The sequence below is a fragment of the Methylobacterium nigriterrae genome (genome assembly GCF_037106235.1).
Lineage (GTDB): Bacteria > Pseudomonadota > Alphaproteobacteria > Rhizobiales > Beijerinckiaceae > Methylobacterium > Methylobacterium nigriterrae.
Map to the genome: position 1 here is coordinate 13,188 of NZ_JBAWTG010000034.1, position 26,398 is coordinate 39,585.

General features: G+C 73.1%; 28 protein-coding genes. 16 read left to right on the forward strand and 12 right to left on the reverse strand.

All coding sequences use genetic code 11. From position 1 onward, the window contains the following. The first annotated feature begins 33 nt into the window (after nt 1-33). Nucleotides 34-2,049, forward strand: a complete 2,016-nt coding sequence (locus tag WDW90_RS18200) for a hypothetical protein (protein ID WP_336488840.1) — start codon at nt 34-36, stop codon at nt 2,047-2,049. 119 nt (nt 2,050-2,168) lie between these two features. On the opposite strand, the gene WDW90_RS18205 is transcribed toward WDW90_RS18200, so the two are convergent. The 3 genes from WDW90_RS18205 to WDW90_RS18215 all read right to left on the reverse strand — a co-directional run bounded on the left by WDW90_RS18205 (nt 2,169) and on the right by WDW90_RS18215 (nt 4,715). Then, a complete protein-coding gene (locus WDW90_RS18205) occupies nt 2,169-2,936 on the reverse strand; it encodes an ABC transporter ATP-binding protein (protein WP_336488841.1) in 768 nt (255 codons plus the stop codon). After that, nucleotides 2,917-3,651: an ABC transporter permease gene (locus tag WDW90_RS18210; protein WP_336488842.1), complete on the reverse strand. Its 735-nt coding sequence runs from the start codon at nt 3,649-3,651 to the stop codon at nt 2,917-2,919. Before WDW90_RS18210 ends, WDW90_RS18205 begins: the two co-directional genes overlap by 20 nt. 71 nt (nt 3,652-3,722) lie before the next feature. Continuing rightward, nucleotides 3,723-4,715: an ABC transporter substrate-binding protein gene (locus WDW90_RS18215; protein WP_336488843.1), complete on the reverse strand. Its 993-nt coding sequence runs from the start codon at nt 4,713-4,715 to the stop codon at nt 3,723-3,725. A gap of 263 nt (nt 4,716-4,978) precedes the next feature. Here WDW90_RS18215 and WDW90_RS18220 point away from each other — a divergent pair, with 263 nt between their 5' ends. Next, on the forward strand, nt 4,979-5,356 hold the full coding sequence (locus WDW90_RS18220) for a 4a-hydroxytetrahydrobiopterin dehydratase (protein ID WP_336488844.1): 378 nt from the start codon (nt 4,979-4,981) through the stop codon (nt 5,354-5,356). Between the two features lie 4 nt (nt 5,357-5,360). Here the strand turns inward: WDW90_RS18220 and WDW90_RS18225 are convergent, their stop codons facing one another. The 3 genes from WDW90_RS18225 to WDW90_RS18235 form a co-directional block, all read right to left on the reverse strand. After that, nucleotides 5,361-5,582, reverse strand: a complete 222-nt coding sequence (locus WDW90_RS18225; protein ID WP_336488845.1) for a hypothetical protein — start codon at nt 5,580-5,582, stop codon at nt 5,361-5,363. A 117-nt stretch (nt 5,583-5,699) separates the two neighbouring features. Then, nucleotides 5,700-6,551, reverse strand: coding sequence for a metallophosphoesterase (locus WDW90_RS18230; protein ID WP_336488888.1), 852 nt, complete (start codon nt 6,549-6,551; stop codon nt 5,700-5,702). A 21-nt stretch (nt 6,552-6,572) separates the two neighbouring features. After that, nucleotides 6,573-7,190 carry a cation efflux transmembrane domain-containing protein gene (locus WDW90_RS18235; RefSeq protein ID WP_336488889.1) on the reverse strand — a complete coding sequence of 206 codons (618 nt, stop codon included), beginning with the start codon at nt 7,188-7,190 and terminating at the stop codon, nt 6,573-6,575. A 220-nt stretch (nt 7,191-7,410) separates the two neighbouring features. Here WDW90_RS18235 and croR point away from each other — a divergent pair, with 220 nt between their 5' ends. The 12 genes from croR to WDW90_RS18295 all read left to right on the forward strand — a co-directional run bounded on the left by croR (nt 7,411) and on the right by WDW90_RS18295 (nt 19,204). Continuing rightward, nucleotides 7,411-7,887 carry a 3-hydroxybutyryl-CoA dehydratase gene (gene croR / locus WDW90_RS18240; RefSeq protein WP_336488847.1) on the forward strand — a complete coding sequence of 159 codons (477 nt, stop codon included), beginning with the start codon at nt 7,411-7,413 and terminating at the stop codon, nt 7,885-7,887. Nucleotides 7,888-8,040: 153 nt separating this feature from the next. After that, nucleotides 8,041-8,850 (forward strand): TrmH family RNA methyltransferase, encoded by an 810-nt coding sequence (locus tag WDW90_RS18245; RefSeq protein WP_431311067.1) that lies wholly within the window; start codon nt 8,041-8,043, stop codon nt 8,848-8,850. A 92-nt stretch (nt 8,851-8,942) separates the two neighbouring features. Continuing rightward, entirely contained in the window at nt 8,943-10,535 is a 1,593-nt protein-coding gene (gene crtI / locus WDW90_RS18250; protein ID WP_336488849.1) for a phytoene desaturase family protein, read from the forward strand. Beyond that, a complete protein-coding gene (locus tag WDW90_RS18255) occupies nt 10,532-10,957 on the forward strand; it encodes a DUF2141 domain-containing protein (RefSeq protein ID WP_336488850.1) in 426 nt (141 codons plus the stop codon). Before crtI ends, WDW90_RS18255 begins: the two co-directional genes overlap by 4 nt. An 11-nt stretch (nt 10,958-10,968) precedes the next feature. Further along, nucleotides 10,969-11,979: an ABC transporter ATP-binding protein gene (locus WDW90_RS18260; RefSeq protein WP_336488851.1), complete on the forward strand. Its 1,011-nt coding sequence runs from the start codon at nt 10,969-10,971 to the stop codon at nt 11,977-11,979. Further along, nucleotides 11,976-13,193, forward strand: coding sequence for an ABC transporter permease (locus WDW90_RS18265; protein ID WP_336488852.1), 1,218 nt, complete (start codon nt 11,976-11,978; stop codon nt 13,191-13,193). Before WDW90_RS18260 ends, WDW90_RS18265 begins: the two co-directional genes overlap by 4 nt. Before the next feature lie 189 nt (nt 13,194-13,382). Then, on the forward strand, nt 13,383-14,462 hold the full coding sequence (locus WDW90_RS18270) for a TadE/TadG family type IV pilus assembly protein (protein ID WP_336488853.1): 1,080 nt from the start codon (nt 13,383-13,385) through the stop codon (nt 14,460-14,462). 12 nt (nt 14,463-14,474) lie between these two features. Then, a complete protein-coding gene (locus tag WDW90_RS18275; protein WP_336488854.1) occupies nt 14,475-14,927 on the forward strand; it encodes a TadE/TadG family type IV pilus assembly protein in 453 nt (150 codons plus the stop codon). 8 nt (nt 14,928-14,935) lie between these two features. Further along, entirely contained in the window at nt 14,936-15,493 is a 558-nt protein-coding gene (locus WDW90_RS18280) for a TadE/TadG family type IV pilus assembly protein (protein WP_336488855.1), read from the forward strand. Between the two features lie 106 nt (nt 15,494-15,599). Further along, nucleotides 15,600-17,126, forward strand: a complete 1,527-nt coding sequence (locus WDW90_RS18285) for a phytoene desaturase family protein (RefSeq protein WP_336488856.1) — start codon at nt 15,600-15,602, stop codon at nt 17,124-17,126. Between the two features lie 171 nt (nt 17,127-17,297). Continuing rightward, on the forward strand, nt 17,298-18,059 hold the full coding sequence (locus WDW90_RS18290) for a lysophospholipid acyltransferase family protein (protein ID WP_336488890.1): 762 nt from the start codon (nt 17,298-17,300) through the stop codon (nt 18,057-18,059). Further along, the gene (locus tag WDW90_RS18295; protein ID WP_336488857.1) at nt 18,059-19,204 is read left to right on the forward strand and encodes a glycosyltransferase; all 1,146 of its coding nucleotides are present in this window, start codon (nt 18,059-18,061) and stop codon (nt 19,202-19,204) included. The genes WDW90_RS18290 and WDW90_RS18295 overlap by 1 nt, the downstream gene beginning before the upstream one ends. 10 nt (nt 19,205-19,214) lie before the next feature. On the opposite strand, the gene cutA is transcribed toward WDW90_RS18295, so the two are convergent. Further along, entirely contained in the window at nt 19,215-19,541 is a 327-nt protein-coding gene (gene cutA, locus WDW90_RS18300) for a divalent-cation tolerance protein CutA (protein WP_336488858.1), read from the reverse strand. Nucleotides 19,542-19,631: 90 nt separating this feature from the next. On the opposite strand from cutA, the gene WDW90_RS18305 reads away from it, so the two are divergent. Further along, nucleotides 19,632-20,402: an NAD kinase gene (locus tag WDW90_RS18305; protein WP_336488860.1), complete on the forward strand. Its 771-nt coding sequence runs from the start codon at nt 19,632-19,634 to the stop codon at nt 20,400-20,402. Nucleotides 20,403-20,462: 60 nt separating this feature from the next. Here the strand turns inward: WDW90_RS18305 and WDW90_RS18310 are convergent, their stop codons facing one another. From WDW90_RS18310 to WDW90_RS18325, 4 genes are all read right to left on the reverse strand, one after another. Then, complete coding sequence (locus WDW90_RS18310; protein WP_336488861.1) at nt 20,463-21,941, reverse strand: DUF2336 domain-containing protein; 1,479 nt, start codon at nt 21,939-21,941, stop codon at nt 20,463-20,465. Then, nucleotides 21,938-22,990: a lytic transglycosylase domain-containing protein gene (locus WDW90_RS18315; protein ID WP_336488862.1), complete on the reverse strand. Its 1,053-nt coding sequence runs from the start codon at nt 22,988-22,990 to the stop codon at nt 21,938-21,940. Before WDW90_RS18315 ends, WDW90_RS18310 begins: the two co-directional genes overlap by 4 nt. A gap of 147 nt (nt 22,991-23,137) precedes the next feature. After that, nucleotides 23,138-23,740, reverse strand: a complete 603-nt coding sequence (locus tag WDW90_RS18320) for a flavin reductase family protein (protein WP_336488863.1) — start codon at nt 23,738-23,740, stop codon at nt 23,138-23,140. A 71-nt stretch (nt 23,741-23,811) separates the two neighbouring features. Further along, nucleotides 23,812-24,375, reverse strand: a complete 564-nt coding sequence (locus WDW90_RS18325) for a nitroreductase family protein (protein ID WP_336488864.1) — start codon at nt 24,373-24,375, stop codon at nt 23,812-23,814. Nucleotides 24,376-24,577: 202 nt separating this feature from the next. On the opposite strand from WDW90_RS18325, the gene WDW90_RS18330 reads away from it, so the two are divergent. After that, a complete protein-coding gene (locus WDW90_RS18330) occupies nt 24,578-25,471 on the forward strand; it encodes a hypothetical protein (RefSeq protein WP_431311065.1) in 894 nt (297 codons plus the stop codon). Here WDW90_RS18330 and WDW90_RS18335 read toward each other — a convergent pair. Then, nucleotides 25,416-26,390: a DMT family transporter gene (locus tag WDW90_RS18335; protein WP_336488891.1), complete on the reverse strand. Its 975-nt coding sequence runs from the start codon at nt 26,388-26,390 to the stop codon at nt 25,416-25,418. The two genes, WDW90_RS18330 and WDW90_RS18335, sit on opposite strands and share 56 nt — an antisense overlap. Nucleotides 26,391-26,398: the final 8 nt, after the last annotated feature.

A 26,398-nucleotide genomic window follows, 5' to 3' on the forward strand; every position in this document is an offset into this window, starting at 1 on the left:
ACCAGCGCCCCCGTCAGCGATCCGGACAAGCTCATGACCCATCCGAAGCGCCGCGCCCGATTCGCGCGGGCGGCACTGGCCTCCGTCTGTGCGCTCGCCCTCCTGTCCGGCGCCGGGCTCGTGGCCTCGCCCCGCGCGGGGCTCGCGCAGGAGGCCGCCTCCGCCGTCCAGGACGTGACGCTGCAGGATCTCGCCCTGCCCTTCGGCGCGACGGTGCTGCGGGCACCCCGGATCACTGTGAGCGGCACCCGCCTCTCGAAGGACGATCTCCTGGCGATTCTGAGGCCGGATTCGGCCGAGCCCTGGGCGCAGCGCCTCGCCCGGCTCGACGCCGCGAGCCTCACCATCCCGGAGCTGCGCTCGGAGCATGCCGGGCCAGGGCCCTCGCGCCAGTCCGTCGTCTACCGCGACGTCACCGCCCGCGACGTGCGGGCGGGCCGCGCCGCCGAACTCACCGCGACGGGCGCCGCCGTCACGGTCGCGGGCGGTTCCGAGACGGGCTCGGGCACCTACGGCCCGATCGCCGCGACCGATCTCGATCTCGCCGCGCTCGCCCGCCTCTACGCGGTGCCGGGCGACGGCAAGGGGCCGGTGCAGAAGGTCTACGCGACGGTCTCGATCGCGGACGTGGTCTATACCGACGACCGCGGCACCACGGTGAAGCTTGCCCGCATCGAGGGCCGCGACCTCGGCGGCCGGCAGATCCCGGGCGGCTGGAACGGCGCCCTCGAGGCCTTCTCGGGCGTCGATCCCGACGGGGCGAGCCCGGCCGAGCGCGCCCGGATCACGGGCGCGGCCGCCGATCTCGTCGAGGCGGTCTCGGTGGGCGGGCTCGAGGCGCGGGGTCTCAGCCTGAGCGAGACCCGGGCGAAGGAACCCCTGCTGATCGAGGTCGGCCGGATGGCCTTCGCCAATCCCGCCGGCGGAGCCGCGGAGGCCGGGCTGAGCCTCGAGGACATCGCCTTCGCGCAAGGAGGCGTGCGCTCGCGGGTCGGGAGGGTCTCGCTCACGGGCTTCTCGCTCGCCCCCACGGTCGCGACCCTGCGCCGGCTCTCGGCGGCCGAGGGCAAGTCGGCTGATGGCAAGTCGGTTGAGGGCAAGTCGGTTGATGGCAAGTCGGTTGAGGGCAAGCCGGGTGACTCCCGGCCCACCGACGACGCGCTGCGCCGGCTGACGCCGGTCATCGGCACGCTCGCCCTGCAGGATATCAGCCTCGAATTGCCGCCCGCCGACATCGCCGCCGCGAAGGGTGCGGCCAAGGAGGCGGGGCCGGACTCGGCGGCCGATCCGCTCGGCCCCTCCGCGCGGCGCGGCGCGGCGGGCGCCCCGAAGGCCGGGCCGAATGGCCCGAAGCCGATGGCCGCCGCACCGGCCTCCGTCCGCGTGGCCCTGCGCAACGCGGCGGTCACCTTCGGTCCGCCGCGCGACGGCGTGCCGACCGCGAGCCGCATCAGCCTCACGGGCCTGACGCTGCCGGCCTCGACGGTCGCGGGCGTGCCGGGCCTCGGCTCGCTCGCGGCCTACGGTTACCAGGATCTCGACCTGAACGTCGTCGCCGACACGGCCTGGGACGAGGCCAAGCGCGAGCTCGCCCTGAAGGAGGTCTCGGTCTCAGGCAAGGACATGGGCACCCTTCGGCTCGCCGGGACGCTCGGCGGCATCAGCCCCGAGATGTTCGATCCCGACGCCGCGGTCTCGGGCCTGGCGATGCTGTCGGCGACCGCCAAGGCCGTCGACCTCACCATCGAGAATACCGGCCTGTTCGAGCGCTTCATCGCGGCCCAGTCGAAGGTGCTGAGCCTCAAGCCGGACGAGCTGCGCCAGGAATACGTCACGGCGAGCGTGCTCGGCGTGCCGGTGATCCTCGGCAACTCGCCGGCCGCCAGGGCGATCGGCGCCGCGATGGGCCAGTTCGTGGCGAAGCCGGGCCGCCTCTCGGTGAGTGCCCGGGCGAAGGATGCCGCGGGGCTCGGCGTGGCCGATCTCAGCACCGCCGCCTCTCCCGGCGCCGTTCTCGACAAGCTCGAGGTCGACGCCAGGGCGAATTGAGGCGTCTCCGCGGCCCCGTCCGGGACGGGCTTCGGGCGCGAAGCGCGGCTCCGATCGCGCGTCGAGCCTTTGGCCGCATGGCCTCGTGCCGCTCCGGCGGACGATGCCCTCAACCGGCTCTAATCCGCGATCACGCCGGGGAAGCGGCCCGCGAGGTCGCGCCGCGTCGCCTCGGCCCAGCTTCGGTTTCGCTGGCCGCGGGGCAGGCTCAGCGGCACCGCGCCGACGAGGCTCGCCGGGCGGGGCGAGAGCAGGAGCAGCCGGTCGGCGATCTCGATCGCCTCGGCGACGTTGTGGGTCACCATCAGGACGCTCATGCCGAGCCGGTCCACGGTCTCGACCACGAGGCCGCGCAGGGAGGCCGCGGCGGCGTCGTCGAGGGAGACGAAGGGCTCGTCGAGGACGAGGAGGCGCGGATCGTCCGCGAGCGCGCGGGCGAGCGCCACCCGGCGCTGCATGCCGAGCGACAGGGCGCCCGGGTAGCGCCCGCGCCAGGGCGTCAGCCCGAGGGGCTCGAACAGAGCGTCGAGGTCGCGCCCGCGCCGCTCGCGGGGCAGCGCGAGGCGGACGTTCTGCTCCACCGTCCGCCAGGGCAGCAGCCGCGGATCCTGGAAGACCATGCCGATGCCGGAGCCGGCCTCGCGCGGGTCCGGCTCGACGGCGCCCTCGTAGTCGCGGTCGAGGCCGAGCAGGATGCGCAGGGTCGTGGTCTTGCCGGCGCCGGAGGGGCCGATCAGGCAGACGACCTCGCCCGGCGCGACGGCGAAGTCGAGGCCGCGCACCGCCTCCACGGGCTCGCTGCGCGCCGAGCGATAGACCTTGCGCGCCACGCGAACGCGCAGCACCGCCCCCGTCGCGGCGATTCCGTCAGCGCCAGCGTCGGACATGCGCATCGATGGGCTGCAGGACCAGGGTGTCGATGGCGAGCATCACCGTCATGAAGACGAGGCTGTAGCCGATGACCGCCGTGACGTCGAAGAGCTGGAAATAGTAGTTGATCGCGAAGCCCACACCGTTCGGCCGGCCGATCAGCTCGACCACCAGCACGATCTTCCAGGCGAGCGAGATGCCTGAGCGCGCCGCCGCCACCGCGAAGGGCTGGAGCTGGGGCACGAGTACGTGGGCGATCCAGGTGCGCCGGTCGAACCGGTAGGTGCGGGACATCTCTTCGAGCCCCGGATCGAGGCCGCGCGCGCCCTCCCGCATGATCACCGCGACGTTCGGCAGCTTGTTGAGCGCCACCGCGACGATCGCCGCGGTCTCGGTGAGGCCGAGCCAGACATAGGCCAGCACCGTGATGACGAGGGCGGGGGTGTTCAGGACCACGAGGAGCGGCGTGTCTAGGGTGCGGTCGGCGAGCCGGGAGCGCCCGAGCAGCACGCCGAGCAGCATGCCGAGGCTCATGGCGATCACGAAGGAGACGGCCACGCGGGCGAGCGTCACGCCGACGTTGAACAGCATGCCGCCGGTCTCGACTTCCCGCAGCACGAAGGCCGCGACCGCGCTCGGCGCCGGCAGCGTCCGGGTGTCGGCGAGCGTGGCCGCGAGCTGCCAGAGCACGAGCAGGACGAGCAGGGAGGCGAGGCGCGCGGCGACGGCCATGCTAGCGGACGGGCCCCGGATGCGGGCCGGGCGCGCATGTGCCTTCCCGTTGCCAGGCGACCGTCCTCTCGTCACCCATTGCGGGGATCGTCGAGGTAGAGGTCCGCCGGCAGGACCTTGCCGTCGCCGACGAGGCGCTCGCCGCCGAGCCTGGCGAGCGTCGCGTAGATGGTCTCGGCGTCGCCCCGCTCGACCGCGATGGACCGGCGCGGGATGCCCGCCAGGAAGTTGCGCTTGAGCGCCTCGAAGGTCGCGTCGTCCTCCGCCGCCATCAGGGGACGCACCACGGCCCAGGCCTCGGCATCGGTGGCCAGGATCTCCTTCGCGGCGGCCGAGGCGCGGGCGAAGCCCTCCACGGCCGCGGCCTTGCCCCGGACCGCCCCGGCCTCGAACAGGTAGCCGATCAGCGCGATCGGCCCCTTGGCGCCGAAGGCCCGCATGATGTCGTCCGCGCTGATCAGGCGGCGATAGCCCTTGGCCTCGAGGCGGGCGCAGTAGGTCCAGTAGAGAAGCGCCGCATCGAGCTCGCGGGATTCGAGCTTCTGCATCAGGAGCGGCGGCGCCCCGAACGCGAGCCGGGCGGCCGCCTCGAGGTCGAGGTTGTCCGTCTCCCGCGCCTGGGCGCGCAGCAGGATCCAGTTCTTGTCGAGGGCGCCGCCCGCGACGCCGAGGCGCCTGCCGGCGAGGTCGCCGAGGCTCCTGATCGGACTGTCGGGGGGCACCATCAGGGCGCCCTCGGTGGTCGAGTAGGGCACGAACTTGACTGCACGGCCCTCGTTGCGCAGGCGCGCCGCCCAGATCAGGTCACCCACGATCGTGTCGAGCTGCTGGCCCTGGAAGGCGATGCGGGCGGCGTCGTTGCCGGCGAGCTTGACGGTCTCGAGTGTGAAGCCGTTCGCTGCGTCGAGTCCGCGCGCCTTGATCACGGCCGCCTCCCAGGAGGCCGTGCCGAAGGGAAGGACGCCGATCCGGATGGTCTCCCCCGCCGCGCGGGCCGGCCCGCCGCGGATCGCCGGCAGGGGCCAGAGCGCCGCCGTCGCGAGCAATGCGCGCCGTGACAGCATGGCGCCTCCTCCCCGAGCTTTCTGCGACCGTCCGAGGGTTCCCGACGGGAGGACCCGTGAGACCACGGCGATCCCGATTGCGAAAGTCCTTACGGTGTCGCGCCCCGGCCGTCCACAGGCCGGGCCATGTGCTTTTGGCCGAGTGCCGGCGCGGGAAGCCCTGAGGCACCAGACCCTTGGCGCCAAACCCTTGGCGCCAAACCCTTGCGCCCGCAGGGCGGGAGGCGCAGGCTCGCGCAGTCCCGATCAGGGTGGAGGGTGCGATGAGCGAGCGGCGCGAGGGTGTCCTTGACGAGGACGTGATCGTCGAGCGGTTGAAGGCGGAGCTGCCCCGCTGGCGCTACGAGGACGGCTGGATCCGCCGGACCTACAAGACCGCGAGCTGGAAGGGCACGCTCATGGTGATCAACACCGTCGGCCATCTCGCCGAGGCGGCCTGGCACCACCCGGATATCACCGCCTCCTACGCCTGGGTCGAGGTGCGGCTGATGAACCACGCCGCCAAGGGCGTGACCGAGAAGGACTTCGCGCTGGCCCGGAAGATCGAGGAGGTGGTCGACTGGCAGCCCGGCACGGAGGGCGGAGCCCTGGAGGGCACGCCCACGGACCCGCGCTTCGCCTACATCAAGCACGACCGCTGAGGGCTCAGCCCGGCCGCTTCACGCGGCGGCACTCGGTCTTGAGGTAGGTCGTCCTGCCGACATCCTCGCGCAAGTCGGTGCGGGCGATGATCTCCTGCCAGCCGCTGGAGCAGCCGAGCTCGTTGTCGACCCGGACCTTCCGCACCTCAATGGCCTTGTCGTCGGTGCAGGATTCGGTCGGGATCGCGCTGGCGCAGACCAGCACGACGGCGATGAAGCTGTTCATGAGGGGCGTCTCTCCCGGGGCGTCGCGATCATGATGGGGCGGGCGCGCCCGCCGCCAAGCCGGCAGCCAAGCCGGCAGCCCTGCCGCCAAGCCGGCAGCCGGATCCGGGGCGCGCCCTCACGCCACCGTTACGACGCGGTCGGGGGCGTAGTTTCGGTCCTCGACCGGGTTCGCCACCCAGCGGCAGCGGCCGACCCGGAGATCGTGCCCGGCATGGAAGTGGCCCGAGACCCAGAGCGCGGGTCGCTCGGCGTCGGGCAGATCCTCGAGCAGCGTCGTGGCGTAGAAGGCCGGCACCCACCAGGGCACGCCGGGAGCGTCCCGGTAGGCGTCCGCCGCGCGCGGGCTTGCCGGATGATGCGTCACCGCGACCGTCGGACCGTCATGGGGCTCGGCGAGCGCCGCGATCAGCCCCGCCCGCTCGGCCGCGTGCGCCGCCATGGCGTCGGCGGGTTGCCAGGGCGTCCCGTCCGCCTTGCGGATCGAGCCGCGGTACTCGCGCGAGCCCGTGACGGGGTCGGTCATGCGGGCGGCCGCGTAGGCGACCGGATCGGCGGGCCGGTCCGGCGTCTCGGGCGCGAGCCAGCGGCCGGCGAGCGACCAGTCGCTCCACAGCGTCGTGCCGACGAAGCGCACGCCCCCGATCACGGTCGAGGCCCCGCGCTGCAGCAGGTGGATGGGCGCTCCCGCCCCGGCCTCGTTGAGGCGGGCGACCTCGCGCTCCAGCGCCGCGACCAGCTCCGGCGCGGTGCGGGGATCCCCGGTCGGCGCGTAGTGCTCGTGGTTGCCCGGCACGAGCACGATCGGCCTGCCGCCCGCGATGTCGCGCAGCGCCGCGAGCCCGCTCTCCGGCCGCCCCTCGTGCAGGTCGCCCGCGCAGACCAGCACGTCGAAGGGCTCGCTCGGGCGCGGGATCAGGTCGGCCCGGCGGCGCTCCAGGTGGAGGTCCGAGATCGGGAAGAGGCGCATCGTGTCGGTCATCCGCTGGGTTCAGGCCCCCGCCGTCTCGGCGCCGGCGCTCGCGGCGCGCCGCTCGGCGCGGGCGGCCTTGAGGATGTCGTGGGCGGAATCCGCGTTCAGGAGCGCGATGCCGGCCGCCGCCACGAGGTCCGGCCAGGCGGAGGGATAAAGGGCGGTGACGAGGCCCGCCGCGATGACCGCGAGGTTGGCGAAGGCGTCGTTGCGCGCCGAGAGGTAGGCGGCCCGGGTCAGGCTGCCCGCTCCGTGGCGGTGGCGGGCGAGCATGAGCGCGCAGGCGAGGTTGACCGCGAGCGCCCCGAGGCCCGTGAGCGCGAGCGGCACCGGCGCCGGCGGGACGAGGTCCGAGACCTTCTCGTAGGCCGCGTAGGCGGTGGCGATGGCCGGCACGAGCAGGATCCCGGCCATCGCGGTGCCGAGGCGGGCCCGGTTGCGCAGGCTCCAGCCGAGACCCGCGAAGATCAGCAGATTGATCGCCGCGTCCTCCAGGAAGTCGAGGCTGTCGGCGATGAGCGCCACCGAGCCGATCCCGAGCGCGACCGCGATCTCGATCCCGAAATAGGCCAGGTTGAGCCCCGCCACGCGGGCGACGACGGGGCGGAGGCCGGGGGACGGGGCGGGATGCGGCACGAGCGGGCAGATCTCGGGAGCACGACGGGGCTGCGCCTCATCGCGCATGGACGCCCCGCCTGTCGAGCCGGAAATGGGCGGGGTGAAATTTCCCCGAGCCCCAGGCTGGATTCGGGGCCGCGCCTGTGCGAGGCGGGGCGCGACCTGCGCTGTCACGGCGCGATGTCGCCGAGAGTCGGTAAGAGTCGCCGAGAGCCGCGAAGAAACGGGGAGGCCGTCGATGTTGCCTGAGCTGCGCGTTCTGTATTTCGAGGACTTGGAGGTCGGGCTTTCGGAGACGCTGACCAAGGTCATCGCCTCCTCGGACGTGGTGGGCTTCGCCGAGATCACGGGCGACCGCAACCCGATCCACCTCTCCGAGCACTTCGCGGCGCGCACGCCCTTCGGCACCCGCATCGCCCACGGCCTGTACACGGCGGGCCTGATCTCGGCGGTGCTCGGCACGCGCCTGCCGGGGCCGGGCGCCGTCTACATCAGCCAGACCCTGAACTTCCGCGCGCCGGTGCGCATCGGCGACACCGTCGAGGTCACCGTGACGGTGGCCGAGCTCGTGCCGGAGCGTCGCCGGGCGCGGCTCACCTGCACCTGCTCGGTGGCCGGCGAGGTGGTGCTCGACGGCGAGGCCCTCGTGAAGGTGCCGAAGAAGGAGGAGGCCGATCCTCTCGCCATACGCATGGGCGGCCGCCCCACGGCGTGACGCGGTTGTCACCCGGGCGGCATCGCCGGGCCCGTGACACCGGCGACCCGCCCCGCGTCTCGCCCGAGGTCGACCGGCGCGTGAGCCGGCGCCGTGGTTGAGGCCATCCCCCTCGACGATCCCGAGGATCCGCGCCTCGCCCCCTACGCGGCGATGCGGGAGCGGGATCTCGTCGGGCGCGCGGGCCGCTTCATCGTCGAGGGCGAGGTGACGCTGCGGCTGCTGCTCTCGGGGCGGGCGCGGTTCTCGGCCGAATCGATCCTCATCGCGCCCGAGCGCCTGCCCGGGCTTGCCGACGCCCTCGCGGCCCAGGCCGCGCGGCTCGCCGAGCCGCCGCCGGTCTACCTGGCCGGCAAGCGCGTGATGAGCGCGGTGGCGGGCTTCCCGATCCACCGCGGCGTGCTCGCGATCGGTCTGCGCGGGCCGGAGCCTGCCGCCGGATCCCTGGTGCCGCGCTCCCCAGCCCCCGCGCTCGTGCTGGGGCTCGCGGGGCTCACGAACCACGACAATGTCGGCGGCCTGTTCCGCAACGCCGCCGCCTTCGGGGCCGATGCGGTGCTCCTCGACGCGGCGACCTGCGATCCGCTCTACCGCAAGGCGATCCGCGTCTCGGCGGGCGCCGCGCTGATCACGCCCTTCGCGCGCCTCGCGCCTGGCGCGGACTGGCTCGCTCTGGCCGGGCGGCTCGGCCTCGTGCCGCTGGCGCTCTCGCCCGGCGGTGCCGAGGAGCTGACGGACCTGCCCGCCCTGCCCCGCGCGCTGCTCCTCCTCGGCAGCGAGGGGCCTGGCCTGCCGGCCCCCCTGATGGCGCGGGCGCGGACGCTGCGCATCGCGATGGCGCCGGGCTTCGATTCCCTCAACGTCGCCACGGCCGGCGCGATCGCGCTGCATCACCTTGTCCAGGCAACGCGACACGTACGCGCGACAATGAGTGGCAATTGCCGACGCGAGCCGCCGAACTAGCTTGACCGTAGACGGGTCCGCGCGGTGTCCGGCAGGTCACGGCCGTTCGCACACCGCGGGCCGAGGAGCGCTCGCAACGGGAGTCATCGGCGTTGCTTCAGTCACGGGACGGCCTGCGCATCCTGTCCGGACGCCGGGTCATCATCGTCGGTGCCGGTCCCGGCGGCCTGGCGATGGCGCTGCTTCTCGCCCGGGCCGGCCTCCACGTCACGATCTTCGAGAAGGACGAGGCGGTCGGCGGCCGCACCAAGACCGTCGAGGCTCCGGGCGGCTACCGCTTCGATATCGGCCCGACCTTCTTCCTCTATCCGCAGATCCTCGCCGACATCTTCGCCGCCTGCGGCGAGCGCCTGGAGGACCATGTCCACCTGGAGCGCCTCGACCCGCAATACCACCTCGTCTTCGAGGGCGAGGACGGGATCTCCGGCGAGATCCGCGCCACCGCCGACATGGATCGGCTCGAGGCCGAGATCGCCAGCATCGCGCCGGAGGACGCACGCCACGTGCGGCGCTTCTTCGCCGACAACCGGGTGAAGCTGAAGTTCTTCAAGCCGGTGCTGGAGCAGGCCTTCCATCGCGTCCGCAGCATGGCCTCGCCCGCCATGCTGACCGCGCTGCCCTACCTGCATCCCGGCCGCAGCGTCGACCGCGATCTCCGGCGCTACTTCGCCGATCCGCGCGTGCGCCTCGCCTTCGCATTCCAGACCAAGTATCTCGGGATGTCGCCCTTCCGCTGCCCGAGCCTGTTCACGATCCTGTCGTTCCTCGAATACGAGCACGGGGTCTACCACCCGGTCGGGGGCTGCGGCGCGGTCTCGGAGGCGATGGCGGCGCTCGCCCGGCGCATGGGCGTCGACATCCGTCTCGGCCAGGGCGTCGACCTGGTCACCTTCGCGGGCAGGCGGGCGAGCGGCGTCGTCGCCGGCTCGGAGCATCTCCACGCCGACGCCGTGGTGATCAACGGTGACTTCGCGAAGGTCATCCAGGACCTCGTGCCGCAGGCCCGCCGGCCGCGCTGGCGCGACGCCAAGATCGGCAAGGCGCGCCTCTCCTGCTCGACCTTCATGATGTATCTCGGCCTGGAGGGGAGAATGCCCGATCGCCTCGGGCACCACACGATTCTCCTGTCGAGGGACTACGCGCGCAACATCCGCGAGATCACCGACGGCACCCTGCCGATGGAGCCCTCCCTCTACGTGCAGCATGCCGGCTACACCGACGGCGGCATGGCGCCGCCCGGCCACACCGCCCTCTACGTGCTGGTGCCGGTGCCGAACCTGAAGGCCGGGATCGACTGGTCGGAGATCCGGCCCCGCTACCGCGCCCTCGTGCTGGAGCGCCTGAGGCTTCTGGGCCTCGACGGGTTGGAGGACCGCATCCGCTACGAGCGCATCGTCGATCCGACCGAGTGGCGGGACGCGTTCTCGGTGCACGAGGGTGCCACCTTCAACCTCGCCCACGACCTGATGCAGATGCTGTATTTCCGGCCCCACAACCGGTTCGGGCCGGGGCTCTACCTCGTGGGCGGCGGCACGCATCCGGGCTCGGGGCTGCCGGTGATCTACGAGGGCGCGCGCATCTCGGCCCGGCTCCTGCTGGAGGAACTCGCCGGCGCGCGGGTGCCGGCCGCGGCGGTCGGCCTGCCGGAGACCGCCCCTCTGACAGCTGGCGGCGAGGCCTCGTGAGGCGCCGCGCCCTCTGCCTCGCCGCGCTCCTGCACGGCGCCGGGGCGGCCTCCGCCGCGACCGTGGAGGTCGAGGTGGAGGGCATCGAGCCGGCGTCCGGCTCCGTCTACGTGGCGCTCTGCCAGGGCGGCCTCTCGGAGGCGAATTGCAGGGATGGGCAGGACCAGCCGGCGAGCGGGCCCCGCCGCCGCTTCGTCTTCGAGGGCGTCGCGCCGGGGCCCTACGCGGTGGCGGCCTTCCAGGACGTCAACGGCAACCGCCGCCTCGACCGGACCGGACTCGGCCTGCCGCTCGAGCCCTACGGCTTCTCGGGCGAGGCCGGGCGCACGGGGCGACCGGACTTCGCCCGCGCCGCCTTCGCCCTGCGCGAGCCCGGGATCGCGGTCCGGGTGCGCCTCGCCCGCGCCCTGGGCCAGCGCTGAGGGCCGGGCCCGTGACGGATCCCGCCCGGCAGGTGCCGCTCGTCGAGGCGCCGCTGGTGGAGGTGGCGGGGGCCGCCCTCGCCTATCGCGGTCGGCCCGTTCTCAACGGGATCGACCTGAGCCTCCGGGCCGGCCGGATTCTGGCTCTGCTCGGCCCGAACGGCGCGGGCAAGACCTCGCTGATGCGCCTCGTGGCGGGGCGCCTGCCACCCGATGCCGGCCGGGTTCGCGTGGCCGGGGCCGACCCGTCCCGCACGCCTGCCGCCCGCCGCGCCATCGGCTGGGTGCCCCAGGAGATCGCCCTCTATCCCCGCCTCACCGTGGCGGAGAATCTCGGCGTCTTCGCCGCGCTCGCGGGGATCGGGCGCCGCGCGCGTCCGGCCGCCGTCGCGAGCGCGCTGACGCTGACCGACCTCGCCGCGGTGGCGAACCGGCCCGTCGGCCTGCTCTCCGGCGGCTACCAGCGCCGCGTCAACATCGCCGCGAGCCTGATGGGGCGCCCGCGCCTCGTGCTCCTCGACGAGCCGACGCAGGGCGTCGACCTCGCCGCGCGCGCGGCGATCCACGCGGTGCTCGGGCGGCTCCGGGCGGAGGGCGCCGCCATCCTGATCGCGACACACGATTTCGCCGAGGCCGAGCACCTCGCCGACCGCGTCGCCTTCATGGGCGCGGGACGGATCGTGCGCGAGGGCGACCTCGCGGATCTCCTGGCCCGGATCCGGGCCGGCGTGCCCGAGCACGAGATCGCCCTCGCCGTTCCGCCGAACCGCGCCGCCGAGGGCGCGCTGCGCCGGGCCGGCTTCGACCCGGTCGGCGCCGGCCTGACCTGGCGCGTGACGGGGCACGGCGGCCTCGACCTCGACGGGGCCGCGCTCCTCGCAGCCCTCCGGCAGCAGGGGGTGCCGGTGAGCGAGGTGCGGGTGCGGGCGCCGGGGCTGGAGGCGCTCTACCGCGATGCCCTCGAGGTCCGGGATCCGGCTCCCGAGAGCGGGCCGCCCCCGGCCCTAAGAGCCGCCCGATGATCGGCGCCGCCTTCCGGGTGATGCTGCTGAGCCTGCTGCGCGACCGCGCGGCCCTCGTCATGGCGTTCGTGCTTCCGACCGTGATCTTCGCGATCTTCGCCGCCATCTTCTCGGGCGCCATCGGCGACCGCGTCCGCATCCATCTCGGGCTCGCCGACCTCGCCCGGACCGCGACGACGGAACGGCTCGCCGCCGCGCTCGAGGCCGACCCGTCCCTGCGCGTCTCGCGCCTCCGCGCGGCGCGCCTGCCGGACGCGGTCTCCTCCGTGCGCCGCGGCGATGTCGACGTGGCCCTCGTCCTGCGCGGCGACCTCGCGGCGGCGCCGGCCGGCGACCGGCCCGCCCCCGCCGAGCAGCCCGTGGTGCTCGTCGAGAGCCCGTCGAAGGCGCTCGCCACGCCGATCGCCCTCGGCCAGCTCCAGCGCGTGCTCAACGAGGCCCTGCCCGACGTGGTGCTGTCGCGGGTGGTCGCGGATGTCGAGCGCACCGGCAAGATCGGACCGGACGAGCGCCGGTTCCTCGACGAGGCCTTCGCCGAGCAGCGGGCCCGGAAGGAGCCGTTCTCCTTCGCCAGCCTGGTGGAGCGGGTGAGCACCGCCTCGGGGCAGGCCAACGAGCGGATCGCCTATTACGCCGGTGCCATCACGGCGGTGTTCCTGCTGTTCGCCGCCATGCAGGGAGCGATGTCCCTTGTCGAGGAGCGGCAATCGGGCCTCGCCGACCGCCTGATGGCGGGGCCCGGGGGGCTTGCCGTGATCGTGCTCGGCAAGTTCCTCTTCCTGACGCTTCAGGGCCTCCTCCAGGCCGGCCTCATCTTCGCGGCGGCCGCCCTCCTGTACGGCGTCGAGATCAGGGCGCACTGGCCGGCCTGGCTCGCCACCTCGCTCCTCGTCTCCGCCATGGCGGCGGGCGTGGCGCTCGCGGCCTGCGCCGCCGCCGCGACGCGACAGCAGGCCCATCTCGCCTCGACCTTCGGCGTGCTCCTGCTCTCGGCCGTCGGCGGCAGCATGGTGCCGCGCTTCCTGATGCCGCCCTGGCTGCAGGAGGCGGGCTGGCTCACACCGAATGCCTGGGCGATCGAGGCCTACCAGGAAGCGCTCGGCGAGGGCTGGCGCGCCGCGCTCGTCCCCTGGGGCGTGCTGGCTGGCGCGGCCGTCGCCGGGCTCGCGCTCGCGCTCGCGCTCGTGGCGCGACCGGGCCCCGGCCACGCGTGAGCGCGCCGCATTGCTGAGTTGTTCCGGCTCCCGGAAACTTCGCAATGAGCAGTGGTTCGTGGAATCTCGTTAACGATGCGGTGCGTTGGGCGCGCTCTGCCCGCATTGTCACGCAATGAAATAAGCTGTCTGAAACATTTTTGTCCTGTCCTGGCGTCACGGCCGAACGTGCCGATCAGGCAGCGAACCATGACCTTCTCTCGCGACGAGCGCGGCGGCATCGCGGTGATCCTCGCCATCGCCCTGCCCGTCATCCTGGTGGGGATCGGCGGATCGATCGAGACCTCGCGCGCCATCGCCTATCGCCAGCGCCTCTCCAGCGCGGTAGAGCTCGCCTGCACGCAGGCCCAGGCCTACGTGAACGCGCACAAGCCCCAGGACGTGAAGGCCGGCGACCTCCTGAAGACCTATCCGACCGAGGTCCGCGACATCGGAAACCGCAACCTCGCTGCCAAGGACCTCAGCGCATCCGCGACCATCACGGCGACGAATCCCAACGACATCAACGTTCACGTGGATGGGACCGGGCGCCTGACCCTCGCCTTCGGCCGCATCCTGAACAAGTCGGACATGGCCTTTACCGACAGCCGGGACTGCGCGGTCAAGTCGACCGTGGTGGCGCTCACCGAGAGCACCAGCGCGCCGCAACTGCTCATCTCGGAATCCTTCGAGCGGCCGAGCCACAGCGTGAACTACAACAGCTGGGACGTGCTCGGCGGACCGAAGAACGGCAACAGCTGGAACGGCTGGACGACGCAGAACGCCGGCATCGAGATCAACGGCCTGCGCGAGCTCGCCAGCAACTCGATCCGCTTCGGCGACTTCTTCGCCGAGCTCGACAGCGACTGCAACACGGCCGCGAACCGCGGCGTCACGGGCTGCCACTCGAACTCGGCGATGTCCCGCTATCTCGACCTGACGCCCGGCACCTATCAGATCCGCTACTGGTACATCGCCCGCCAGCGCGATACCGCCCGGCCCGGGCAGGTGATCTGCGGCTCGAAGGACAGCGACGTGTCCTGGTACACCAAGGACGGCCAGACGAACCGCATCGAGCTCTTCGTCGAGAAGAAGGGCAGCTACACCTTCGACTACGCGAACATGGTCGACGTCTGCGTCCAGGCCGATGCCTGGACCGAGCGGGTGATCAACTTCACGGTCAAGAACAGCTCGGAATACCGGATCACGTGGCGCGCGGCGGGCCGGGAGGACACCTATGGCGGCCTGATCGACTACCTGCGCATCTGCCGCAATTCCTGTCCGAACTGAGGCCCGGATCCGATGCGCCGCCTCCGCCCGCCGAGGATCCTGGCCTGCGAGCGCGGCGCCGTGGCCGTGGAGATGGCGCTGCTCGCCTGGCCGATGATCGGGCTCGTCGTCGGAATCCTGCAGCTCGTCATCGTCCAGTACACGCAGGTCCAGCTGTCGAATGCCCTGTACGATTCGGCCTCGAGCCCCGAGGCCGAACTCATCCTCGGCAGCGCCACGGCCTACAAGGCGAAGGTCTGCGGCAAGATCATCATCATGCCCTCCGCGACCTGCAATGCCCGGCTCCTCGTGGAGCTGATGAAGCTGTCGGACGCGCCGACCGCGGCGACGGCGGTCGCCGGCACCACCTTCGATCCCGGCTCCGCCAACGACGCGCTGCTGCTGCGGGCCTCGGTCCCGACCCTGCAATTCCTGCCCCTGCTCCCGAGCATCACGGCCAGGGCCTCGGTGGTCTTCAGGCGGTGAGGCGGCCCGTGCAACCCGATCTCCCCGCACTCCCGTCCGCGCGTCGCGGCTTGGCGGCCGACCGCCGCGGCGGCGTCGCCGTCGAGTTCGCGATCGTCGCCACGATCCTGATCGCGATCCTGGCCGGCCTCGTCGACCTCGTCACGATCTCGTCGATCAACCGCGACATCGAGCGGTCCTCGACCCAGATCGCCGCCCTGCTGACGAGCTGCACGCGCTCCTCCGACCAGAGCTGCCTGACCAACACCATCAACCTGTACTTGAACCGCGAGGCGAACGTGCTGGTTCGCTACGATCCGAACAAGGTACGAGTCAGCATCGCGCAGATCAGCGAAGCGAGCGGCGCCCTTCGGATCTGTGCCGGAAACATGACCTACCTCGATTCCGATGTCTCGGCGAGCGCCCTCAACCTGCTCGGCGACAAGGACAACGCCATCGTGGTGCTGATCCAGATCGACTACACGGCCCTGTTTCAGTCAATCACCCGCGCCTTCACCGGCTCGGCGGTCTCGTCCCTGCGCGGCTGGACGACGGCGGTCCAGTCGAGCGGATCGAACGTCTGCTGAGCACGGGCCGGCGCGACCCGTTAGCGCGTTGACCGCGCGGATCGAGCTTCTAGCTTCGCAGTCTGGGCGGACGGCGCTCGCTGTCCCCCTCGGAGCGTTGAAGAACATGCGGTCTCATTCCTCGGTCGCCGTGGTGGGGTCGGGTCTGGGCGGGCTCGCCGCCGCCTGCGTGAGCGCCGCCCGCGGCCACAGCGTCACCCTCTACGACAAGAACGACTGGCTCGGCGGCAAGGCCGCCGTGCTGCACGAGGGCGGCTTCCGCTTCGACATGGGGCCGACCATCCTGACGGTGCCGCGCGTCCTCGAACGCATCTTCGCGGAAGCGGGCCGGAACCTTCACGACTACCTCGACCTGCGCCGCCTCGACCCGCAATGGCGCTGCTTCTTCGACGACGGCACGCGGATCGACCTGATGCAGGATGTCGAGCGCATGGCCGCGGACATGGACCGCTTCGTGCCCGGGGCCGGGGCCGGCGAGGGCTACCGGCGCTTCATCGGCATCTCGGAGCACCTGCACGACGTCTCGAACCGGTTCTTCTTCTGGAAGCCCGTCGAGGACCTGTTCGACACGATCAACCTCCGGGCCAACATGAATCCCGGCACGCTGCGCGACGTGCTCTCCCTGCGCATGCACGCCTCCGTGGCGAGCACGATCCGGGGCAAGGTGAAGGATGCGCGGCTCGCCCAGATGCTCGACCACTTCGTGCAGTATGTGGGCTCCTCCCCCTACGGCGCGCCGGCCGTGCTCTGCGCGATCGCCCACATGCAGACGGCCGAGGGCGTCTGGTACCCGATGGGCGGAACCCGCGCGGTGGCTGAGGCGCTGACGAGGCTCGCGCGCGAACTCGGCGCGACGCTCAGGCCGGCCTGCGAGGTGACGGGCCTCGCGATCGAGAACGGGGCCGTGACGGGGCTGCGCACGCGGGACGGCACGGCGCCCTACGACGCCGTGATCTCCAACATGGATTCGGTGCGCACCTACCGCGAGCTCGTCGGCGGCGAGATCGGGCGCGCCTACGAGCGGAAGAGCTTCGAGCCAGCCTGCTCGGGCGTGGTGCTGTATCTCGGTCTGAACCGGCGCTACGAGCACCTGAACCACCACGACTTCGTCTTCTCGCGCGATCCGGAAGAGGAGTTCGACTTCATCTACAACAAGGGCGAGCCCGCCCCCGACCCGACGGCCTATCTCGCGGCACCCTCCTCCACCGATCCGTCGGTGGCGCCCGAGGGCGGCGAGGCGCTCTACGTCCTCGTCCACACCCCCTATCTCCGGCCGCATCACGACTGGTCGACGATGTTCCCGGCCTACCGCCGCACCATCCTCGACAAGCTGAAGCGCACCGCGCACATGCCGGACCTCGAGGAGCGCATCGTGGTGGAGCGCCACCTGACGCCGCAGGACATCCACGAGCGCTACCGGGTGCTCAATGGCGCGATCTACGGGCTCGCGAGCCACGGGCGCGTGATGGGGGCGTTCAAGCCGGGCAACCGCTCGCGGCAGGTGCGCGGCCTCTATCTCGCAGGCGGCGCCGCCCATCCGGGCCCCGGCATGCCGATGGTGATGATGTCGGGCTGGATCGCCGCCGACGCGCTCGACGCGGATGCGCGCGGCGAGGTGCGGAGATCCGCCTGAGACGTCCCTGAACCCGCGCGCCCTCCGGCCGGTTGACCGGGCGGCATCCGGGGCATTTCCGAAGGCGAGAGCGTGCCAGACGCGTCGAACCACCCCGCGGCCGCCGCACGGCGCGCCGCAACCCGGACGGGAACGGGGCCGGAAGCGGTCTCTCCCCTCCTCTGGCGCTTCATGGTCGCGTATTTCGACCGCTTCCTGCGCCGCCACCTGAACGCGCTCCGCCTCGCGCGCTGGGGCCTGCCCCGGGTTCAGGAGCATCCCGGCGCGATCGTCGTCTACTGCAACCATCCGGCCTGGTGGGACGCCGCCACGATCATCCTGCTCGCCGGCCGCCTCTTCCCGGGCCGCGAGAGCCACGCCCCCTTCGACGCGGCGATGCTCGAGCGCTACCGCATCTTCCGCCGCATCGGCGCCTTCGGGGTCGATCTCGACACGGCACGCGGGGCCGCCCAGTTCCTCGCCGCATCGCGAAAAATCCTGGCGCGGCCGGATCGCATGATCTGGATCACCGCACAGGGGCGCTTCGCCGACGTACGCGCCCGGCCGCTCGGCCTGCGCCCCGGCGTCGCGCGGCTGCCCGAGATCGCACCCGACGCGCTGTTCCTGCCGCTCGCGCTCGAATACGCCTTCTGGGACGAGCGCGGGGCCGAGGCCTTCGCGGCCTTCGGGGCGCCGATTCCGGGCCGCGACCTCCTCGCCCTGTCGCGGTCCGAGCGGCTCGCGCGCCTGGAATCCGAGCTCACCGGCACCCTCGACCGCCTCGGCGCGGATGTGATCGCGCGCGAGCCCGGGCGGTTCGAGCCCCTCCTCTCGGGCCGGAAGGGAATCGGCGGCGTCTACGATCTCTGGCGCTGGTCGCGGGCGTGGCTCGCCGGCCGCCGCTTCGACCCCGCCCACCGGGCCGGCCGGGAAGCCGGCGGCAAGGTCCCGTGATGCTCGCCCTCGCCCTCCTGTCGCTCGCCCTCCTGTCGCTTGTCCTCGCGCTCCTGCCGGCGGTGCTCGCGGCCCTGAACCTCGCGCTGCTGCGCACGCCCGAGCCCGCCCCCGCCTCGCCCGGCCTCGTCTCGATCCTGATCCCGGCCCGCAACGAGGCGGTCCATATCGAGGCCACCGTGCGGGCGGCGCTCGCCGGCGCCGGCATCGCGGTCGAGGTGCTCGTCGGCGACGATCACTCGACGGACGCCACCGCGGCGATCGTCCACGCCATCGCCGCCGAAGATCCGCGCCTGCGCCTCGTCCCCGTGCCGAGCCTGCCCGAGGGCTGGACCGGCAAGAACCACGCCTGCGCGCATCTCGCGAACGAGGCGCGGGGCGCGTTCCTGCTCTTCATCGACGCCGACGTGCGGCTCGAGCCGGACGCCGCCGCGGGGCTCGTCGCGCAGGCGCGCCGGACCGGCGCGGCACTCGTGAGCGGCGTGCCGCGCCAGCGCATGGGCAGCCTCGGCGAGCGGCTGACCGTGCCGATGATCAACTTCCTGCTCGTCGGCTACCTGCCGGTGGCCATGATGCGCGCCTCGCTCCGCCCCTCGCTCGGGGCCGCCTGCGGCCAACTCGTGCTGGTGGCGCGCGCGGCCTATGCGCAGACCGGAGGCCACGCCGCCATCCGGGCGCGCCTCCATGACGGCGTCTTCCTGCCGCGCGTGCTGCGCGCGGCCGGCTACCGCACGGACCTCGTCGCCGGGCACCGGCTCGCGACCTGCCGGATGTATCGCACCCTGCAGGAGGCCTGGGCCGGCTTCTCCAAGAACGCCCACGAGGGCATGGCGACGCGCCGGGCCCTGCCGGTCTGGACCCTGCTGCTGCTGGGGGGGCAGGCGCTGCCAGCCCTCCTGGTCCTCGCGGGCCTCCTCGGCGCCTTGCCGGCGCCTGCCCTTGCCGCCGCGCTCGCGGCGCTGGTCGTCTCTCTCTCGACGCGCGCCGCGATCACGCTCGCGGTGCACGAGCCCGCCGCGACGATCCCGCTCCATCCGGTCACGGTGCTGGTCGCGCTCGCGATCCAGTGGAACGTGCTGCTGCGGCGCGAGCGGGCCGGCGCGGCGACCTGGAAGGGACGCAGCTATCCCGTCGGCGGCGCCTGATCTGCGGGGCTCAGGCCTGCGCGCCCGTCTCCGCCAGGATCCAGGCCGCCGTGTCGGGGTCGGCCTCAGCCACGTCGAGGTGCAGGATGATCGGCGTCTCGTAGGGGTGCCGCGCCTTCAGCTCGGCCGCGAGCGCCGCCCCGAGGGCCGCCCGGCTCTTCACGATGGCGACGACCTCCTCGCCGCGCTCCACCGCGCCCTTCCAGGCATAGACCGATCGCATGCCGGGAATCACGTTGACGCAGGCGGCGAGCCGCGCCCGCACCAACGCCTCGCCGATCGCCAGAGCGGTCTCGGCATCCGGGAATGTGGTGTAGACGAGGAGCGGACGCTCCATGCTATGCCTCTCGCGCGAAGACGTTGCCGGTGTCGCCTTCAGTGAGGCGCACGCGACGGCGCCGCGTCAACAGGGCGGATCTTGATCAGCATGTCGCGGCGCTTCCAGAGAATCGCCTTCGTCGCGAGCCCGACGCCGGACGCGCGGGCGGCGGCCGCCGCCCTGATGCGGCGCTACGACCACGTCGCGCCGGAAGATGCCGACGTCGTGGTGGCGCTCGGCGGCGACGGCCTGATCCTGCAGGTGCTCCACCGCTTCATGGGCGGCGTGAAGCCGATCTACGGCATGAACCGGGGCACGGTCGGCTTCCTGATGAACGAGTTCCGGGAGGACGGGCTGCTCGACCGGCTGGAGCGGGCCGAGCGCAGCGTGATTCACCCGCTCCTGATGGAGGCGCGCGACACGGAGGGGCGCCGCCACGAGGCGCGCGCGATCAACGAGGTCTACATGCTGCGCCAGACGCACCAGACCGCGAAGCTGAAGATCGCGGTCGACGGGCATGTGCGGCTGCCGGAGCTCATCGCCGACGGGGTGCTGTTCGCGACGCCCGCGGGCTCCACCGCCTACAATCTCTCGGTCGGCGGCCCGATCCTGCCGCTGCACGCGCAGCTCCTCGCCCTGACCCCGATCTCGGCCTTCCGGCCCCGGCGCTGGAGCGGGGCGCTCCTGCCGAACTACGCGCGCATCCGGATCGAGGTGCTCGACGCCGAGCACCGGCCCGTCGCGGCGGTGGCCGACCACACGGAGTTCCGCCGCGTCTGCATCGTCGAGGCCTGGCTCGACCAGGGCACCGACCTCGTGCTGCTGCACGATCCCGGCCACAGCCTCGATGAGCGCATCCTGCGCGAGCAGTTCGGATAGGCTGTTCCCCGCCGGGGTACGCCCCGGCTCGGTGTGAGGGCGCGCGGCGAGGGCCGGGCCTCAGGCGGCGAGCCGCATCCGCTCCCGGTCCTCGCGGTAGCTCGCGATGAGCGCCTCCGGGATCGTTTCCAGCACCGCCTCGGCCGCCTCGCGGGCACGGGCCGCCTCGGCCTCCCGATGCAGCCGCTCCTGCTCCTCGCGGAAGCTCGCCAGCAGCGCGTCCGGCAGGGCCTCGAGCACGGCGTCGATGTCGCTCGGCGCGGCGTCGGCCGTCCGCGCCGGAGCCGGCAGGGCGGCAGGCGCCGCCGCGCGCACGGCCGCGAGGCGCTCCGCCTCCCGGTCCTGCGCCGCCTGCCACTCCGCGTCGAGCCGCTCGGCCTCGACGCGGGCGCGCTCGCGGGCCTGGGCCTGCTCGGCGATCGCGCGCGCCACCGCGCGGGCCTCGTCGCGGGCGGCCTCGGCCTCGTAGCGGGCGAGCAGCGCGGTGACGGCCTGCATCTCGGAGAACGGCATGTCCTCGCAGGCCGCGAGTGCCCGCTCAATCATGCAGCGGGACAGGCCGGCGCCGCTCAGCGTCGTTCGACCCTGCTCCGCCTCTCGCCAAGCGGTCAGCGCCGCCGCGAAGGCCGGCAGCAGCGACTCCGGCAGGCCGGCGCGCCGGTACAGGCCGGCGAAGCCGCGCGTGTCCCGGATCAGGCCGGCGACGCGGGCGCGGTCGAAGCCCGTGAGGTCCGCGTAGGCGGCCTCCGCGAACGGCATCTGGCCCGACAGGACCGCCCGCAGGATCAGGCCGGCGTTGAGCTGGCCCGTGCTCCGCAGGTGCTGGACGACGCGGACGAGCGCGGCGGCGCCCGCATCCGCGCAGAGGTCGAGGACGCTGCGCTCGCTCGCCTCCCGGCTGACACGCTCGCCGCGCTCCGGCGAGAGCCAGCCGCAGGCGGTGGCGAAGCCCGAGAGCGCCCGGGCGAGGCGGTCCGCCACGGCGTGGCGCACCTCCAGCGGCAGGTCGGCGCGGGTGAGCAACGCCTCGCGCAACGCGGCGTCGTCCCCGTGGCGCTCGACCATGCGCAGCAGGCGGCCCGTAGTGATCTGCGCGGTCGGGTTGCGGGCGAGGCGCGCCAGGGTCCCAGGGCCGCCGATCTCGGCCAGTGCGCCCGCGACCGCGTGGGCAAGGTGGTGGCGCCCCGCGATGACGGCGCGGATCGGCTCGGCCCCCATCGCGGCGGCGTCCACGAGATCGGCGTCGGTGAGGATCGGCGAGCGGGCGAGGACGAGGCCGGCGATCTCCGGCTGGTCGGCGGCCAGCGTGACGATGAGAGGCCGGGGCGCGCGGCCCGAGGCCGCGCAGGCTTCCGCCAGTGCCCGGCGCACGAGCGGGGCGGGGTCGTCGAGGAGCGCGAGGATCGCGGTCTTCGCCTCCCAGGCCGCCTCGGGCCCGAGATTGCCGTAGAGGTAGGCCCGCGCGAGGGCCGAGGCCGCCTCGGCACGGCGACCGGCCGAGCTGTGCTGCGTCCAGGCCAGGAACTGGCGGATGATCATGGTCCGCTCCGGATGGTGAAGAGGGAGAGATCGAGGGGATGGCCCACCCGGGCGGCACTCGCGGCGCGCGACGTGGCGAACTCGGCCGGCCGCCGCGGCGGCAGCGGCGCGCCGACGAGGGGCACGGCCGCGGGGGGCGTCGCCGCCTCGGGCGCCGCCTCTGCTATCGAATCCGGATTGCCGTCGGAGCGCGGGAAGTAGGAGGGCGCGCTGCGGGCCGCGTCGCTTCCCGACCGGCCCTGCCAGAGGCGGGCCACGCCCTCCGAGATCGCGCCCTGGCGCCGGTCGGTCTGGAACAGGGAGCGCAGGCCGCCGCCGTCGATGGCGGCATAGGCGCTCGTGTCCTGCGGCAAGGTCGTCACGTCGGTGGCGGCCATGCTGCGGGCGCCGGAGGCGACGGTGGAGAGGCTCGCGTAGAGCTCGGACGCCGTGCGGGGACGCCCGCTCCTGTCGTAGAACAGGCCCCTGTTGGCAGCGGCCGCCTCGGGCAGGTCGAGGGCGGCGGCCCGGGCCGGCGTTGCCTGCGCGGAGCCGATCAGGGTGGCGGCCCCCTTCGCTCCGAGGACGTGGGCGGCGTAGAGGTCGCCGCTCGTCGGCTCGCGGCCGAGCGCCGTGCTCAGCGCCTCGCGGTTCTTCTGGGTGAGCGCGCCCGCGAGCGTCGCGGCGATCTTCGGGTCGCGGCGCAGGTCGAGGATCGCCTGCCGGGTCGCCCCGTCGGCGACCGCGTAGGTGCCGTCCGGGCGGGCCGTGATGGCGTCCGCGTAGTCCTGGAGGCCGAGCTTCGGCCCGGCGGTCTTCATCACGCCGAGCCAGGTCTGGTCGATGAACTGGAACAGTCCGGTGGCCGAGGAGGTGCCGGCCTTGGCCGAGGGATCGAGGGCGGATTCGCGCTGCGCCGTAGAGAGCAGGTAGTCGAAGCCGACGCCCGTGCTCTGCGCCCCGTCGCGGATCGCCTCCACCACCTCCGCCGAGCCCGTGCTCCGCGCGCCCGCGGCGGCGTTCGCGCCGGTCTCGCGGGGGCTGGCGGGAGGGGTGGTGAACAGGAACATGCCGGGTCCGACGCGCAGCGCGCCCGCCCCTTCGGGATCCGGCGCGAAGGAGCCTGAACACGCTCCCCTAGGAGCCTGATCCTGTTGCCGTTATGGTAAAGGAAGATTGAACGTGTACGCGCGGACAGTCCAGATCGGGGCCCGCGCTCAGCTGCCGCCCTTCGGCCGGCGCATCTCGAAGCGGGTCTCGGGCGTGGCCGTGAAGTAGTCGAAGTAGCCGCCGCGCATGATCGGGCGCAGCGCGCCCGTATCGACGAGCCCGTCCCGGACGAAGCGGTCGTCGACGTAGATCGAGACCACCTGCCCGATCACCAGGAAGTTCGCGGGCTCCCCGCCCTCGTGCGGCACGAGCGGCAAGGTCTGCAGCCAGCGGCACTCGATGGCGGCGGGCGCCTCGGCGACGCGGGGCGGCCTGACCCGGCGCGAGGGCGCGGTCGTCAGTCCGGCGAAGTCGAACTCGCTCTCGCCGCGCGCGAGGGGCGCCGAGGTCGCGTTCACGGCCTCGCGCAGCGCGAAGGTCGCGAGGTTGCAGACGAACTCGCCCCCCTCCTCCGCGAAGGTCATGGCGTCCTTCCGGCCCGAGGAGGAGAAGGCCACCATGTTGTCCGCCACCGCGTTGAAGAACGAGTAGGGCGCGAGATTGAGCTGCCCGGCCCGGTTCATGGCGCTGATCCAGCCGATCGGCCGCGGCGCCACGAGCGCCTTCAGGGGATTGTGCGGCAGGGTCCGGTTCTCGGAATCGTAGTGCATGGCCGGAATCCTAGAGCGCTTCCCGCCGAAGTGGATACCGGTTCGGCGCGAAGGAGCGCGTGCACAAGGGGTCAGAGCCGGGTCACGATCTCGGCGAGGTCGGGGCGCGGGCGCTCGCTCGGCGCCTCGGCGGCGCGGCCGATGTGAATGAAGCCCGCGAGCTTCTCGCGCGGGTCGAGGCCCAGCGCGTCTAGGATGCGGCGGTCGTAGGCGAACCATTCGGTGAGCCAGGCGGTGGAGAAGCCCGACGCGTTCGCCGCGAGAACGAGGCTCATGGCGGCGGCACCCGCCGAGAGCACCTGCTCCCATTCGGGGATCTTGACGTGGGGGCCGGCCCGCGACACCACCGCGACGACGAGGGGTGCCTGCACGAGGCGCCGGCGCTCGATGTCGAGCCGGGCGGCGTCGGCTTCGGGGTGATCGGCCGCGTAGGCCTGCGCGATCGCCGCGCCGAGGCGCGCGCCCGCCTCCGCGCCGATGACGATGAAGCGCCAGGGGACGAGCTTGCCGTGATCGGGCACGCGGGAGGCGATGCGCAGGATCGTGTCGAGCTCGTCCGGACCCGGACCCGGCCCCGTCAGGAGCGGCGGGGCGACGGAGCGGCGGCTGCGAAGGAGTTCGAGGGTCGGGTTCATGGGATCCGGTTCCGAGGCGTCGCTGCGTTCCGGTTGCAGGCGAGGCGGGGTGGACGATGGAAGGCGGCCACGCGGCCGCCATGGTCCGGGTCCAGAGGAGGGTTCGGGCAGGCCAGCGCTTGCCGGCCGACGCTTGGCGCCTGTACGTGGCGCCTGTGCCGCCGTTTGGCAATCGCGGCCGACTTGGTTTCGGAGGGGCGGAATGAGGCGCGGATCGATCGGTCGGGGAGGCGCGGCGATGCTGGCTCTGCTTCTGCTGCCGGCCCCGGCCGGCGCGCAGGCGCAGAATCCCTTCGCCAACAGCCTGCCCTCCCCGTCGATGTCGAGCCCGGACGAGAGCGAGGTGCAGCTCTCCCTCAAGGCGGTGCTGCCGGGCAGCGACCGGGCGCTGCGCTCGGGCCTCGCCTGGCGCATCTACGAGGATCGCAGCGACGGCGTGCGCCCGGCGATCGTCGCACGCTCGACCGACGCGGAGCCGACCTTCAATCTGGCGCCGGGCCCGTACGTCGCCACCGTCACGTACGGGTACGCCAGCGCTTCGAAGAAGCTGATCATGGCCGGCCGGCCCGTGAGCGACCAGCTCAAGGTCAGCGCCGGCGCCCTCAAGCTCTCGGGCGCGATCGGCGATGCCCGGATCCCGCCGGCCCAGCTCTCCTTCTCGGTCTTCGTGCCGATCGGGACCAATTCCGAGGGCCGGCTCGTGCGCAGCGGCGTCAAGGCCGGCGAGCTGCTGCGCCTGCCGGAGGGAACCTATCACGTGGTCTCGACCTACGGGGAATCGAACGCGATCCAGCGCGCCGACCTCAGGGTCGAGAACGGCAAGGTCACGGACGCGACCATGAACCACCGGGCCGCGACCGTCACCCTCAAGCTCGTGGCCGCGCCCGGGGCCGAGGCCTTCGCGGGCACTGCCTTCAGCGTGCTGACGCCGGGCGGCGACATTATCCGGGAGGCGATCGGCGCCTTCCCGCAGGTGACGCTGGCCGAGGGCGACTACGTGCTGATCGCCCGCCACGACGGGCAGGTCTACACCCGAGAGTTCAAGGTCGAGAGCGGGATGGACCGGGACGTCGAGGTTCTGGCCAGGGCCTCCTGAGCCGGGAGCGCGCCGATCCGCCGGGCGCCGCGAAGCGCCGGGCGGCCGCCACGCAGGCGACGACCGCAGCCGCCGCGACCAGCATCCGCCCCTCGATCGCCTCGCCGAGCACGAGGGCCGCGAGCCCGAGCCCGAGGAAGGGCTGCAGCAATTGCAGCTGGCTGACCGCCGCGATGCCGCCGCGGGCGAGGGCCCGGTACCAGAACACGAAGCCGATCAGCATGCTGAACAGGGACACGTAGGCGAGCCCGGCGAGCGCGGATGCGGGGCGCGCGAGCGGCGCCTCCGGCATCCAGGCGAGCGCCAGGGGCAGGCTCAGCGGCAGCGCCAGTACGTTCGCCCAGGCGATCACCTGCCAGCCGCCGAGGCGGCGCGCGAGGAGGCCGCCCTCCGCGTAGCCGAGGCCGCAGGCGAGGATCGCCGCGAGCATCAGGCCGTCGCCGGATCCCGACAGGCTCCCGAGCCCGGGCGCGGCGAACGCGGCGATCACCGCGCCGCCCAGCGCCGACGGCGCCCAGAAGGCGCGCGGCGGCCGCTCGCCGCTGCGCAGCGCCCCGAACAGGGCTGTCGCCAGCGGCAGGGCGCCGACGAACACGACGGCGTGGGCCGCGCTGACCTCGCGCAGGGCGAGCGCGGTGAGGAGCGGGAACCCGACCACGACGCCCGCCGCGACGACGGCGAGCGGGACGAGATCCGCGCGGCCCGGCAGTCGCTGGTTCAGCAGGAGCAGGGCCGCGCCCGCGACGCAGCCCGCGACGGCGGCCCGCGCCGCGGTCAGGAACAGCGGGTCGAAGCCAACGAGCGCGAGGCGCGTCGCGGGCAGCGAGGCGCTGAAGATCAGGACGCCGAGGAAGCCGTCGACCAGGCTGCGGGAGCCGGCCGGCAGGGCGCCGGCCTTCGCGGACAGGGCGTTCGTCATGACGCTGA